The 12,864-nt window shown below is 62.2% G+C and carries 13 protein-coding genes; 2 read left to right on the top strand and 11 right to left on the bottom strand.

The features are described 5' to 3' along the window. Window positions 1-48 precede the first annotated feature (48 nt). The 5 genes from LX81_RS04915 to LX81_RS04895 form a co-directional block, all read right to left on the bottom strand. Window positions 49-765: a helix-turn-helix transcriptional regulator gene (locus LX81_RS04915; protein ID WP_111536179.1), complete on the bottom strand. Its 717-nt coding sequence runs from the start codon at window positions 763-765 to the stop codon at window positions 49-51. Continuing rightward, complete coding sequence (locus LX81_RS04910) at window positions 734-928, bottom strand: hypothetical protein (RefSeq protein ID WP_111536178.1); 195 nt, start codon at window positions 926-928, stop codon at window positions 734-736. The genes LX81_RS04915 and LX81_RS04910 overlap by 32 nt, the downstream gene beginning before the upstream one ends. Window positions 929-1,055: 127 nt before the next feature. Continuing rightward, on the bottom strand, window positions 1,056-2,339 hold the full coding sequence (gene ccrA / locus LX81_RS04905) for a crotonyl-CoA carboxylase/reductase (RefSeq protein WP_111536177.1): 1,284 nt from the start codon (window positions 2,337-2,339) through the stop codon (window positions 1,056-1,058). An 84-nt stretch (window positions 2,340-2,423) separates the two neighbouring features. After that, complete coding sequence (locus tag LX81_RS04900) at window positions 2,424-3,836, bottom strand: 1-acyl-sn-glycerol-3-phosphate acyltransferase (protein WP_111536176.1); 1,413 nt, start codon at window positions 3,834-3,836, stop codon at window positions 2,424-2,426. Between the two features lie 103 nt (window positions 3,837-3,939). After that, entirely contained in the window at window positions 3,940-5,928 is a 1,989-nt protein-coding gene (locus LX81_RS04895; RefSeq protein ID WP_111536175.1) for a calcium-binding protein, read from the bottom strand. Window positions 5,929-6,266: 338 nt separating this feature from the next. Here LX81_RS04895 and LX81_RS04890 point away from each other — a divergent pair, with 338 nt between their 5' ends. Then, complete coding sequence (locus LX81_RS04890; protein WP_111536174.1) at window positions 6,267-8,234, top strand: methylmalonyl-CoA mutase family protein; 1,968 nt, start codon at window positions 6,267-6,269, stop codon at window positions 8,232-8,234. Window positions 8,235-8,363: 129 nt separating this feature from the next. Then, window positions 8,364-8,672 (top strand): H-NS histone family protein, encoded by a 309-nt coding sequence (locus LX81_RS04885; RefSeq protein ID WP_111536173.1) that lies wholly within the window; start codon window positions 8,364-8,366, stop codon window positions 8,670-8,672. A gap of 87 nt (window positions 8,673-8,759) precedes the next feature. Here the strand turns inward: LX81_RS04885 and LX81_RS04880 are convergent, their stop codons facing one another. From LX81_RS04880 to sdhC, 6 genes are all read right to left on the bottom strand, one after another. Then, on the bottom strand, window positions 8,760-9,539 hold the full coding sequence (locus tag LX81_RS04880; protein WP_111536172.1) for a succinate dehydrogenase iron-sulfur subunit: 780 nt from the start codon (window positions 9,537-9,539) through the stop codon (window positions 8,760-8,762). 23 nt (window positions 9,540-9,562) lie between these two features. Beyond that, window positions 9,563-9,877 carry a hypothetical protein gene (locus tag LX81_RS04875; RefSeq protein ID WP_111536171.1) on the bottom strand — a complete coding sequence of 105 codons (315 nt, stop codon included), beginning with the start codon at window positions 9,875-9,877 and terminating at the stop codon, window positions 9,563-9,565. Then, on the bottom strand, window positions 9,874-10,161 hold the full coding sequence (locus LX81_RS04870) for a hypothetical protein (RefSeq protein ID WP_234822492.1): 288 nt from the start codon (window positions 10,159-10,161) through the stop codon (window positions 9,874-9,876). The genes LX81_RS04875 and LX81_RS04870 overlap by 4 nt, the downstream gene beginning before the upstream one ends. A 111-nt stretch (window positions 10,162-10,272) precedes the next feature. Next, window positions 10,273-12,072 (bottom strand): succinate dehydrogenase flavoprotein subunit, encoded by a 1,800-nt coding sequence (gene sdhA / locus LX81_RS04865; protein WP_111536170.1) that lies wholly within the window; start codon window positions 12,070-12,072, stop codon window positions 10,273-10,275. Between the two features lie 16 nt (window positions 12,073-12,088). Beyond that, window positions 12,089-12,460 carry a succinate dehydrogenase, hydrophobic membrane anchor protein gene (locus tag LX81_RS04860; RefSeq protein ID WP_111536169.1) on the bottom strand — a complete coding sequence of 124 codons (372 nt, stop codon included), beginning with the start codon at window positions 12,458-12,460 and terminating at the stop codon, window positions 12,089-12,091. A gap of 11 nt (window positions 12,461-12,471) precedes the next feature. Continuing rightward, entirely contained in the window at window positions 12,472-12,855 is a 384-nt protein-coding gene (gene sdhC / locus LX81_RS04855) for a succinate dehydrogenase, cytochrome b556 subunit (RefSeq protein WP_111536168.1), read from the bottom strand. Window positions 12,856-12,864 lie beyond the last annotated feature (9 nt).

The raw sequence follows: 12,864 nt of genomic DNA, 5'->3' as shown, positions 1-12,864 counted from the left end.
GGGGACATGCTTAACGGGAGTTGAGACCAGCGCGCGTTGCGCAGGCGATCAGATCACCAGGAGACCGAGGTTGAGCGCCTTGGCGACGGCATGGGTCGTGTTCATTGCGCTAAGCTTGTGGCGAGCGCTCTCGATGTAGACGCGCAAAGTATGCTCGGAAATCGACAGCGTATCCGCGGCCTGACTTCGCGTGTAGCCCAGTGCCAGGAAGGTCAGCGCGTCGACCTCCCTGGGGGAAAGAGCGACGTCCTTATCGTCGTTCCTTATTTCGCTGAGTTCGAGCGCCTTCTGGTTGAAAAAGTGGCCGAGCAGGATGAGGTAGCGGCCGTTCGCTTCGTTGAAGGACGCGAATTCCGCGTCGCTGCATCCCATCGTTGCCGTGAGATGGGCCATCTGCCCGCCCGGACCGCGGATCGGGATCGTCAGCCCCTGCGGGCCGATCCCGGCATCCTGCGCATCCGCCCTGAAGTCACGAACATCCTTCGACGACCAGTCGAGATTTCGCCAGTTGAGGGGATGAAAGCGCTTCCGCGCGCCCTGCACCACCGGGTCGATCCGCATGTATCGCTCGTCGAGGTAATGGACGCGCCACGCCGGGTCGTACGTCCCGGCGCCGAACACCCTCCCCTCAGAGTTGATCCAGTGATAAAGGACATGCTGGGCACTCAGGCGGTCGCGGATCTCGGAAACCTCGCGCTCCAGATCACCGAGGCTGGAGGCACCGTCGATACGCTCAATGAATCCTTCGAGTACCTGTTGCTTCATCTATACAGAACTGATCGGTGGACGCACCGCCTTCGATGAAGGCGATTTCTGCTTCCGCCACGCGATGCACCTCTTCCAGTTGAGCCGAAACTGCATGAAGACCGTTCTTCACCGCAAACGTTCTGAGGTCGTCCAGGACGTCGAGGAACCAGTCATGCGCCATTCTAGTTCTCCTTGAGAGGGCGAGGCAATTATTTAATCGCCTCTGACGAGAACTATTAATCGTTTATGACCACCATTCAGCAACTCGCCATTTTTGGGTAGTCATCAAACGTGGCTCACCCGGAAGTTTAGCCGGCGGAGACGGACAGTTCCTGTGCATCCTCGAAGGTCCGCAGGCCGGTACGCGGCGTCTGGACGAGAACCGCCATGTTGCCGGGCTTGTGCTCGTTGCGCCGCATTTTTGCGTGGGCGAAGGGAATGTCCGAGAACTCGAACACTTCGGACATGCAGGGGTCGAGGCGACGCTCGATCATCAGCTTGTTGGCCGCGGCGGCCTGCTTCAAATGCGCGAAATGGCTGCCTTGGACACGCTTCTGGTTCATCCAGACATAGCGCGCATCCATCGTCAGGTTGTAGCCGGTCGTGCCGGCACAGATCACGACCATCCCGCCCCGCTTGCACACGAAGGTCGAGACGGGAAAGGTCGATTCGCCCGGATGCTCGAACACCATGTCGACATTCACGCCCTTGCCGGTGATGTCCCAGATCGCCTTGCCGAACTTCCGCACTTCCGCGAACCAAGTCTTGTAGGCGTCCGAGTTGACCGTTGGAAGCTGTCCCCAGCAATCGAAATCCTTGCGATTGATGACGCCCTTGGCGCCAAGCCCGAGAACGAAATCGCGCTTGTCCTCCTCGCTGATCACGCCGATCGCGTTCGCACCGGCTGTATTGATAAGCTGGATCGCGTAGGACCCCAGCCCTCCCGACGCACCCCAGACAAGGACGTTCTGGCCTGGCTTCAACTCATGAGGGTGATGTCCGAAGAGCATCCTGTAGGCTGTCGCGAGCGTTAGGGTGTAACAGGCGGATTCTTCCCAGGTCAGGTGCTTCGGTCGCGGCATGAGCTGCTGCGCCTGAACGCAGGTGAACTGAGCGAATGATCCGTCGGGCGTCTCGTATCCCCAGATACGCTGCGATGGCGAGAACATCGGGTCGCCGCCATTGCATTCCTCGTCGTCGCCATCATCCTGATTGCAGTGGATCACGACCTCGTCGCCGACCTTCCAACGGGTAACCTTGTCGCCGACAGCCCAGACGATGCCGGAGGCGTCCGACCCCGCGATGTGGTATTCGGCCCCGTGGACGTCGAAGGGTGAAATCGGAACGCCGAGTCCCGCCCAGACGCCGTTGTAATTGACGCCGGCTGCCATCACCATGACGAGCACCTCGTGCCCGTCCGGGCGGGGCGTCGGCACGACTTCCAGCAGGAAGGATTGCTCGGGCTCGCCATGCCGCTCGCGGCGAATCGCCCAAGCGTGCATATGATCGGGCACATGTCCGAGAGGCGGCATTTCACCCACCGCATACAGGGATTTCGCCTTCGCACGGGTTTGCGTTGTCTCGGTTTGCATTCCAGCCCTCTCCATCGACGATGCCGCAACGCGGCGACAATTCTACACCCCGTGGGTAGGGTCAAATACGAAAGATCGCAACCTTCAGGCGCCTTTCTCGGTAATTATATTTCTGTCGCGTCTGGAGGCCGGGTTATCGAGCTCGTTCAACGCCGTCGTGACGCTCTCGGCATAGAACTCCAGAAGCGGTCGGGCATTGTCGCGGACGCTTATCCGTCCGGCCGGAGAGACGGAGATCATCCGTCGCAAGGCCAGCATGTCGAGCGCCGCATCGATCGTACGACCGGGATCGTCGGCGACGAGCAGCACGTCGTGTCCCGCACCGGAGAGGGCTTCGCGGCGCGAGTGGAAGCAGGCTTCCGCCTCCTGCCGTGTCGTCGCACCCGAGAGCAGCGCTTCCGACAGCATCGGCACGGGGAGGAGCGGAACGCGGCGCCGGATCGCAGCCATGAGGTGCTGCCCCAAGCGGGCGATATCGGCATCGTTGCGAAGCGGGAAATCGGAGAGCGGTACCGGTGTGCCGAACGCGACGCCGGCGATGCCGAAGCTTCGGGCCTGGCCGGTCAGACGGCGCCAGAGCCAGCGCAACACGAAGGCAGTTCCGGTCGCGAAGGACCCCTTGTAGCGTCGTTCGCCCGATTGCGCCGCCTCGATCAGGATCCGGTCCTCGATCACCTTGTCGTAGCTGAGTGCGACCGGGACGAAGACAACCGGACGGTCCCCTTTCCTGCCGCCTTCGGCGATGTATGACAGCAGCCCGAGCTTCGCCGCGCCGACACTGCCATCCACGCTGAGCCTGCCTTCGGGAAATATTGCCTGGGTCACGCCGCCCGCCACGGCGAGTTGGACGTACCGCGCAAGGACCCTGCGGTATAGCGGATTGCGGGACCGGCGGCGGATAAAATAGGCTCCCATCGCACGCAGCAGCCAACTCACGGGGCGTACCCGCGCCCATTCCCCGACCGCGTAGGCAAGCGCGGACCGGTCGGCGGCCAGATAGGTGACGAGCACGTAATCCATGTTCGAGCGGTGGTTCATGACGAAGACGACGGTCGCGTCGTGCGGTATCCGCGCCAGATCCTCGCCGCCTCCGGTCAGGCGGACGTCGTAGAGCTGCGTGCTGACCCACCGCGCCGCTCGCGTGGCAAAACCGAAATAGGCCGTCGCACTGAACGACGGGACGATCTCACGCGCGTAACGCTTGGCCTCGGAGAACGCGACGTCCTCGCGCATGCCGGTGGCGCTCGCATGCTCGGACACCGCCTCGATCACCGCGGGATCGTAGATCAGCCGCAGGATCATGTCGTGCCGCCGGGCGAGCTTGAATGGCTGGATGGGCCTTTCGAGGCGTTCGTTGAGACGAGCGACGGCCCGTTCCATGCGTCGCCGAAGGAACCACCGGACCGGGGGGATGAAGAGGTGACTCGCCGCGGTGACCGCCGCGAAGAGCAGGATCAGGACAAAGAGCCAGACGGGGATTTCAACGGTGCCAAACATGTGCGCCGACAATGACAAATGGCGCCGCCACAATCCATATCGGCCGGTGCTTCAAAAACATGAAGGGGCGCCGAAGCGCCCCTGTCAGCATCGTGTGCCCGGCTTACACGTCGAAGAGATCGACGATCTGGCCATTCCCGCTCCCGAAAACGAGCAGATTGTCGTTAGCTTCCGCATCGACAACGTTCCAGACCACCACGCCCGTCTCGTTGTAGGTGACAAGGGCATCACGTATCGATGCATCGCCCCTCTGCGAAACGAAGTTGACCGTGAAATCATCCTGCGCGATTGCCCGCCCGGACAGGAACAGCAGCTCGTTCGTCCCATTGGGATCGTAGTCGGCGATGATATCGGTTCCATCGGACGCGGCACCGGTATGGAAGAAGAAGTCGCTTCCAGCTCCGCCGAACAGGAAATCGTCGCCCGCACCGCCGAAGAGGTTGTCGCCGCCGCCGCCACCGTAGATCGTGTCGTTGCCGCCGCTGCCGTAGAGCTGGTCGTTGCCGGTACCGCCACCGATCGTGTCGTTGCCGCTGCCGCCATAGATCGTGTCGCGCCCGGCATTGCCGAAGACCTCGTCGGCGCCGCCTCCGCCGCCCATCCGGTCGTTGCCACCATTGCCGTAGAGCACGTCGGCCCCACTGCCGCCGAAGACCGAATCATCGCCGGCCGCACCCGCGATATCGTCGGAACCGGCATCGCCGTAGAGCGCGTCGTCACCGCCAGCGCCACGGATGATGTCGTTCCCGGCGCCACCATAGGCTTCATCGTCGCTCGTGCCGGTATGCTGGTTCGCGAAGCCCTGATCGGAGTCGGCCCAGCTTCCGGTATGGATCTCGTCGTTGCCGTCGCCGCCGTAGATCACGTCGGACCCATCCGCCTGCGCGTTGAAGTTGGAACCGACTTCCGCGGTCACGCGGCTATCGTCATCCCCGGTGATGATGTCGCTGCCCGGCCCGCCGAAGATTGTGTCGTTCCCCCAGCCACCGGCATAGGCGTTGTCGTATTCGTCGAGGGGCAGGCTGCCGGAGGCGCCGTTATTCGCGTCGTTGTCGGGATCCGCCGCGTCGCCCGTGCCGTTGCGCAGTAGGTCGTTGCCGTAATCGCCGTAGAGAATGTCCTCCGCCGCGCCGCCGAAGAGCGTATCGGCCCCGGCCTCGCCATTCATCGTATCCTCTCCGAAGCTGCCGAAGAGGCGGTCGTTCCCGTTGCCGCCACGCAGGAAATCGTCGCCGGTCCCGCCGCCGACGCCGTCGTTGCCGTTTCCGCCACCGACGGTGTCATCCCCGATGCCACCACCGACGTAATCGTCGCCATTGCCGCCGTAGACCGTGTCTTCGCCCGGACCGCCGTTCAGTCGGTCATCGCCGTCACCCCCGAAGACGTAGTCGTCCCCCAGAGCCGCGAAGAATACCTGCCGACCGTCCCCGAAGATGAAGCGCTGCGAAGCGCCGTCCTCGTGATCCTCGAGCAGGTCGAGCGCCTCGTCGACGTCGATCTCCACAATCTCGCCGGCGGCGACGGGCAGGGTCGGCTTGTAACCCGTCTGTCCGTTCACCTCCCCGCCAGTACCGGCACCGGCATTTCCGCCGACGAAAAGGCCATGCAGGACCACTTCCCGGAATTCGAGCGGGGTCAGGTCATCGAGATCTTCGGAAATATCGTAGTTCTGAACGAATTCGACCGTGCCGTTCAGGTTCGCGGTCGGCATCGCTCCGGCCGGGAAGGTCAGAGGGAGAAGAATCCCGCCATAGGAACGCGCACCCTCCGCAAGCTCGACGAACCCGTCGCCGTCGGTATCGGCCGATGGTAACGGGGTCGTGGCATCGGTCGGGTTGCCCTGCCCGTCGAACGTCCCATGGATATGCTGGACATGCACACGGTTCGGCGCCAGCCCGTCGGCGAAGATCGATACGGCGAGGCGACGGCTTCCATCCGCCTCGGTCGTCAGCGCGAGGATCGCGCTGCCCTCCACCCCGGAATCGTTCAGCGCGGTAAAGTCCGCCGAATATACTGCATCGACGGTCCAGTCTCCGCCGTCGTCCTCGAGCAGCGTTTCGAAGGACTCATAGTTCGTACCGAGATGTGCCAATGTGCTCTCCCTGGCTGTAACCCGTAGGTGCAGTCACGCATCCTGCGTGCCGTAGTTTCGCGCGGCGCGCAGAAATTGGGCAGCGCCGCCACGAACTCGAACGCAGCCTTTCAGCATTCCCGGGACGGTTGCAACCCGCGACCGGTCGACCGGGCCTCGTTGACGAAATTTTGTAGCGTTAATATTCGTTTACGCAATCCGCGCCACACTGCGACCGGATCGCGCCCTTCTCGTATTCGTAGTGTATTTCGACGACACCACCGCCTGAAACTTGGACTGGACACGAAATTTTGTTGCGTGTATCCGGTCATTATTCGCAATTAAATGAGGATTGCCCCTTGGATAAGGTTCGTCGGGATCAGCCTTGGCTCTTTCGCACCTATGCCGGCCATTCGACGGCCCGGGCCTCGAACATGCTTTACCGTGGCAACCTCGCGAAAGGGCAGACGGGACTCTCCGTCGCCTTCGATCTGCCGACGCAGACGGGGTACGACAGCGATCATGTTCTCGCGCGCGGCGAGGTAGGCAAGGTCGGCGTACCGATTTCCCATCTCGGTGACATGAGGATGCTCTTCCAGGACATCCCGCTCGAGCAGATGAATACGTCGATGACGATCAATGCCACGGCGCCGTGGCTCCTCGCGCTCTACATCGCGGTTGCGGACGAACAGGGTGCAGACATCGCGCGGCTACAGGGCACCGTGCAGAACGACATCGTCAAGGAGTATCTGAGCCGGGGGACCTATATCTGTCCTCCCGAACCGTCGCTGCGGATGATCACGGATGTCGCGACCTACACGCGCCAGCATCTTCCGCGCTGGAACCCGATGAACGTCTGCTCTTACCATCTGCAGGAAGCCGGCGCGACACCGGAACAGGAACTCGCCTACGCCCTCGCGACCGCGATCGCGGTCCTCGACGATCTGCGCGGGCGGGTCGATCCCGCGGATTTCCCCGACATGGTCGGCCGGATCAGTTTCTTCGTGAATGCCGGCATCCGTTTCGTGGCCGAATTGTGCAAGATGCGCGCCTTCACCGATCTGTGGGACGAGATCTGCCGCGAGCGTTACGGTGTCGAGGAGGAGCGATTCCGGAGATTCCGCTACGGGGTGCAGGTGAACTCCCTGGGACTGACGGAGCAGCAGCCGGAGAACAACGTCCACCGCATCCTGATCGAGATGCTCGCCGTGACGCTCTCCAAGCGCGCGCGGGCACGGGCAGTACAGCTTCCCGCCTGGAACGAGGCACTCGGTCTGCCCCGGCCCTGGGACCAGCAATGGTCGCTCCGGATGCAGCAGATCATGGCCTACGAGACAGATCTTCTCGAGTACGACGATCTCTTCGACGGCAATCCGGCAATCGAACGCAAGGTCGCCGAATTGAAGGCGGCGGCTTGGGCAGAGCTTGCGCAGATAGAGGCGATGGGGGGCGCCGTCGGTGCGATCGAGCACATGAAGACGCGTCTCGTCGAGAGCAACGCCGCACGGATCGCCGCGATCGAGAGTGGCGAAACGACCGTGGTGGGCGTCAATCGCTACGTGGAGGGAGAACCCTCACCGCTCACCACCGGACCCGACGCCATCCTTCTTGCCGATCCCCATGCCGAAACCGACCAGATTGCCCGGCTGCAGCAATGGCGCACTGAACGCGATCAGGACGCTCTCGAAAGCGCGCTGAGGGCATTGCGAGACGCGGCGGCGACAGGCGCGAATATCATGCCAGCGTCAATCGCGGCGGCGAAGGCGGGGGCGACGACGGGCGAATGGGGCGATATCCTGCGACAGGCGTTCGGCCAGTATCGGGGGCCCACGGGTGTGAGTCCGGCACCGTCGAACCGGGTACAGGATCTCGACGAGATCCGCGAACTCGTCGACGCTGCCTCGAGCCGGCTCGGCCGTCGTCTAAGCTTCATGATGGGAAAGCCGGGCCTCGACGGACATTCGAACGGCGCCGAACAGATCGCCGCGAGAGCACGCGATTGCGGTATGGCGATCGTTTATGACGGCATCAGGTTGACCCCTGCCGAAATCGTCGCGCGCGTCGGTCAGGAGGAACCGCACGTTTTGGGATTATCGATCCTCTCGGGAAGTCACCTTCCGCTCATATCCGAAATAATGGAAGGGTTAAGAAATGCCGGGCATGGTGAATTGCCGGTCGTCGTCGGTGGGATCATTCCCGATGACGATGCGGATCGCCTGCGTTCTATCGGTGTTTCCCGTATTTACACGCCAAAAGATTTTGCGATGAACCGGATCATGTTCGATATCGTTGCGCTCGCCGATCCACACTCTTTGGCGGCCGAATGATAAGGTCGAACCGGTAATTGCGTTCTGTCACTGATACATTTGGCGCAAATTCATTAAAGATTGCCAATTCTACTTGCTATTCGATCACGCAAGGTGCAATTCGAAATAATTCACATTGCGGAGTATCGAATGGCACGGGATCTGAGCAAAATGTCTCGGGAGGAATTGGAAAGCTTGAAAGCTGAAATCGAGGAAGCTCTTTCCTCGCTCGACGCGCGGCGAAAAGCAGAAGCGCGTGCAGCGGCGGAAAAGGTTGCTCGGGATCACGGCTATTCCCTGGACGAAATTCTCGGTCAGCAGAAGAAGAGCCGGAAATCCTCTCCGAAATACAGAAACCCTACCGATCCGAGAATGACGTGGACGGGACGCGGCCGTCAGCCGGGATGGATCAAGGATGCCCTTTCGGAGGGTCGTTCGCTTAAGGAATTCGCGATTTGACGATGTGAGATCGCGGAGGCAAACCGGCCACCGCGATCGAAGCTTCGATTTGGCCCGCACTCTGCGGGCCATTTCGCGACGTGGTCTTCAGACCGCCCGCTCGACCATGAGCTTCTTTATTTCCATGATCGCTTCCGCCGGATTGAGCCCTTTCGGACAGGTACGGGCGCAATTCATGATCGTGTGGCAGCGATAGAGCTTGAACGGATCCTCGAGATCATCGAGACGCTCGCCCGTTGCTTCATCACGGCTATCGATGATCCAGCGATATGCATGCAGGAGGGCGGCAGGGCCCAGATACTTGTCGCCATTCCACCAATAGGACGGGCAGGATGTAGAGCAACAGGCACACATCACGCATTCATAAAGCCCGTCAAGTTTCTTCCGGTCATCCGTCGACTGCTTCCATTCCTTCTGCGGGCGCTGCGTCTTGGTTTCGAGCCAGGGCATGACGGACGCATGCTGTGCATAGAAGTGGGTGAGATCGGGAATAAGATCCTTCACGACGGGCATATGCGGGAGCGGGTAGATCTTCACATCGCCCGAAACCTCGTCGATCCCGTAGATACAGGCGAGGGTATTGATCCCACCGATATTCATTGCGCACGAACCGCAGATCCCTTCCCGGCAGGACCGGCGGAACGTCAATGTCGGATCGATCTCGTTCTTGATCTTGATAAGCGCGTCCAACATCATCGGACCGCAGGAATCGAGATCGACGAAATACGTGTCGACACGCGGGTTCTCGCCGTCGTCGGGATTCCAGCGATAGATGTCGAATTTCTTGAGATTGTTCGCCCCTTCGGGCTTCGGCCACGTCTTTCCCGTGCGAATTCGGCTGTTTTTGGGGAGGGTCAACTGAACCATGGCGTCCTCATTTCGGCATGACCCTAACGCAGGGCCGGAAGATCTCGCGCGGCGAGACATCTCATCGTTTCGACCCTTTCCGCAATGACGGAAACGGTTTGAATCGTCGCAGCGGTGGGACCGATCACCGTATTGGAAGCCAATGACCGGATTTCCGGCGCGCTGGCATTTGCCAGGATACAATCGGTCGCTGGCTCTACGGGGAAAGCGGGATATTGTTTTACAACGACGCGTGCAACGAGACTGCGCGCCGCATCGCGCGTCACCACTTCGCGATCGTTCGGCGAACACGAGGCGATCAAGCCCAATCCCAGCACGATAGCGGCTCGTATTTTCATTCGATCACCTCCGCCCCGGCAGTGCTCCGCGCCATGCAAGAGCGATAGACGTCGTCCGGATCGCGTCCGACGATATAATCGTGACTGACGGAAAGGCCGATCCCAACGTGCGACGAGCCTCCCGAACCGAGTTCCACCCCGACCGCGCCGCTCGGGGCCGCGGCAGCACGCGCTCGTTCAGCGCAGAGCCGTTCCACCTCGGCCGGCGAGGGCGCGCTGCAGCCGCCGAGGATTGCCGCGAAGACGAGGGCCGATACGGCCACGCGGGATGGGTGGTGTCCCATCACGACAGCTCCGGAACGGCGGCTTCGCCGCAGGACCGCGCCCTCACGGGCCGTCCTGCGACGAAAACCGATATCTTCGGGAAATGCATGGCTGCGCCCCAATCCAAGGGATCAGTAGACCCGCGCCTTGGGCTTGATCTTGTCGAGATCGATCCCGCCTTCGTTATGCCCGATCAAAGGATTGAGGTGGACGGGCCGGTATTCCAGATCGACCTTGCCGTTGACGAAGGCGAGCGTGTGCTTGCGCCAGTTCTCATCGTCGCGATCGGGATGATCCTCCTGCGCATGGGCGCCACGGCTTTCCTTCCGTGCCTCCGCGCTCACGATCGTCGCAAGCGCGTTCGGCATGAGGTTCGTGAGCTCCAGCGTCTCCATCAGGTCGGAGTTCCATACGAGGCTGCGATCGGTGACGCTGATGTCATCGAGCTTCGCGGCCACGCCGTACATCTTCTCGACACCTTCGGCGAGGGTCTCGTCGGTGCGGAAAACGGCTGCGTCTTCCTGCATCGTCTTCTGCATCTCTGCCCGGAGTTCCGCGGTCGGCACGTTGCCCTTGGCGTGGCGGAAGCCATCGAACCGGTCGAACGCCTTGTCGACGGAGGCCTGGTTCAGCGACGGATTCGACCCGCGGTCGACGACTTCGCCTGCCTTGATCGCCGCCGCACGCCCGAAGACCACGAGGTCGATCAGCGAATTCGATCCGAGCCGATTGGCGCCATGGACGCTCGCGCAGCCCGCCTCGCCGACGGCCATGAGGCCCGGCACGATCCGGTCAGGGTCCTCTGCGGTCGGGTGAAGCACCTCGCCCCAGTAATTCGTGGGGATCCCGCCCATGTTGTAATGCACCGTCGGCAGGACCGGGATCGGCTCTTTCGTGACGTCGACGCCGGCGAAGATCTTCGCCGACTCGGAAATGCCCGGCAACCGTTCGTGCAGGGCCTCTTTCGGCAGGTGGTTGAGGTTGAGATGGATATGGTCGCCGTCCTTGCCGACGCCGCGGCCCTCCCGGATCTCCATCGTCATGCAGCGGCTGACGACGTCGCGAGACGCCAGATCCTTGTAGGTCGGGGCGTAGCGCTCCATGAACCGCTCACCCTCGGAATTGGTGAGGTAGCCGCCCTCGCCGCGGGCGCCTTCGGTGATGAGACACCCGGCGCCGTAGATCCCGGTGGGGTGGAACTGCACGAACTCCATGTCCTGCAGCGGAAGACCCTGCCGCGCCACCATCCCGCCGCCGTCGCCGGTGCAGGTATGCGCCGAGGTGGCCGAGAAATATGCGCGTCCGTAGCCCCCTGTCGCGAGAACCGTCATCTTGGCGTTGAAGACGTGCATCGTGCCGTCCTCGAGCGACCAGGCGACGACACCCTGACACTGCCCGTCTTCGGACATGACGAGGTCGATGGCGAAATACTCGATGTAGAATTCCGCATCGTTCTTGAGGCTCTGCCCATAGAGCGTGTGCAGGATCGCGTGTCCCGTCCGGTCGGCGGCCGCACAGGTGCGCTGCACGGGCGGACCCTCCCCGAATTGGGTGGTATGTCCACCGAACGGACGTTGGTAGATGCGCCCATCCTCGGTGCGCGAGAACGGCACGCCGTAATGCTCGAGCTCGTAGACGGCCTTCGGCGCTTCCCGCGCGAGGTATTCCATCGCATCGGTATCGCCGAGCCAGTCCGACCCCTTCACGGTGTCGTACATGTGCCACTGCCAATTGTCCTCGCCCATGTTGCCGAGCGAGGCGGCGATCCCGCCCTGCGCCGCGACGGTGTGCGAGCGGGTCGGAAAGACCTTGGTGATGCAGGCTGTCCGCAGGCCCTGCTCCGCGAGGCCCAGCGTGGCGCGGAGACCGGATCCGCCCGCGCCGACCACGATGGCGTCGTAGGTATGGGTCTCGTACTCGTAGGCAGCCATGTTCTCTTCCTCTGCTTCAGAACGCCAGCGCGACGAGGGCGAAAAGCCCCGCTGCGGCAGCGGCATAGGCGATGCAGTTCACCGCGATGATGAGGAGCTTGCGGGTCGTCCCGCGCGAATAATCCTCGATCGCGGTCTGCGCGCCGTTCTTGAAATGGAGCCAGCTCACCACGATCGTCAGCGCGGCGACGATCGCGGGAAACGGGCGGGAGTAATAGGCGATAACCTCCTCGTAGGAGGAGCCGAGGATCGGTCCGAACGTGAAGACGAACAGCGGAACGAGGATCAGAAGCCCGACGGAGGACTGGATCATCCCCCAGTAATGCTCCGTTCCGGACTTCGCCGATCCAAGGCCTTCGGCCCGCTTGCGGTCGGTCATGTAGCTCATGGTGTCGCTCCTCAGACGAACAGCAGGGTCAGGATCGTCAGCAGGATCGATCCGCCGACCACGCCCCAACCGAGCAAGGTGACCCGCTCGAGATCGAAGCCCGCGCCGGTATCCCAGTAGAGATGCCTGAGGCCCGCGAGCGTGTGGTACCAGAGCGCCCAAAGCGAGAGCGTCATGACCAGATCGCCGAACCACGAGGTCAGCACGCCGTTCGCGACGGAGAAGGCGTCGGGACCGCTTGCCGCGGCAAGCAGCCACCAGGTCACGAGCAGGCCGCCCACGACCAGCGCGTTGCCCGTGATCCGCGTCAGGATCGACGTCACCATGTTCAGTTCACGGCGGTAGATCGTGAGATGTGGACTGAGCGGTCTGTTTCCCCGGTTCACGTCGGCCATGCGGACTCC

Source organism: Palleronia aestuarii, assembly GCF_003253995.1.
GTDB lineage: Bacteria > Pseudomonadota > Alphaproteobacteria > Rhodobacterales > Rhodobacteraceae > Palleronia > Palleronia aestuarii.
The sequence above is the reverse complement of the archived record's forward strand: the minus strand, read 5'-3'. Positions and strand labels throughout refer to the sequence as shown.

What these genes read in the sequence shown, in the direction of transcription:
- LX81_RS04885 (WP_111536173.1), top strand. Translation starts at nt 8,364, where the DNA reads ATGGCACGGGATCTGAGCAAAATGTCTCGGGAGGAATTGGAAAGCTTG.
- LX81_RS04875 (WP_111536171.1), bottom strand. Translation starts at nt 9,877, where the DNA reads ATGAAAATACGAGCCGCTATCGTGCTGGGATTGGGCTTGATCGCCTCG.
- LX81_RS04860 (WP_111536169.1), bottom strand. Translation starts at nt 12,460, where the DNA reads ATGAGCTACATGACCGACCGCAAGCGGGCCGAAGGCCTTGGATCGGCG.
- LX81_RS04900 (WP_111536176.1), bottom strand. Translation starts at nt 3,836, where the DNA reads ATGTTTGGCACCGTTGAAATCCCCGTCTGGCTCTTTGTCCTGATCCTG.
- ccrA (WP_111536177.1), bottom strand. Translation starts at nt 2,339, where the DNA reads ATGCAAACCGAGACAACGCAAACCCGTGCGAAGGCGAAATCCCTGTAT.
- LX81_RS04870 (WP_234822492.1), bottom strand. Translation starts at nt 10,161, where the DNA reads ATGGGACACCACCCATCCCGCGTGGCCGTATCGGCCCTCGTCTTCGCG.
- sdhC (WP_111536168.1), bottom strand. Translation starts at nt 12,855, where the DNA reads ATGGCCGACGTGAACCGGGGAAACAGACCGCTCAGTCCACATCTCACG.
- sdhA (WP_111536170.1), bottom strand. Translation starts at nt 12,072, where the DNA reads ATGGCTGCCTACGAGTACGAGACCCATACCTACGACGCCATCGTGGTC.
- LX81_RS04880 (WP_111536172.1), bottom strand. Translation starts at nt 9,539, where the DNA reads ATGGTTCAGTTGACCCTCCCCAAAAACAGCCGAATTCGCACGGGAAAG.
- LX81_RS04915 (WP_111536179.1), bottom strand. Translation starts at nt 765, where the DNA reads ATGAAGCAACAGGTACTCGAAGGATTCATTGAGCGTATCGACGGTGCC.
- LX81_RS04910 (WP_111536178.1), bottom strand. Translation starts at nt 928, where the DNA reads ATGGCGCATGACTGGTTCCTCGACGTCCTGGACGACCTCAGAACGTTT.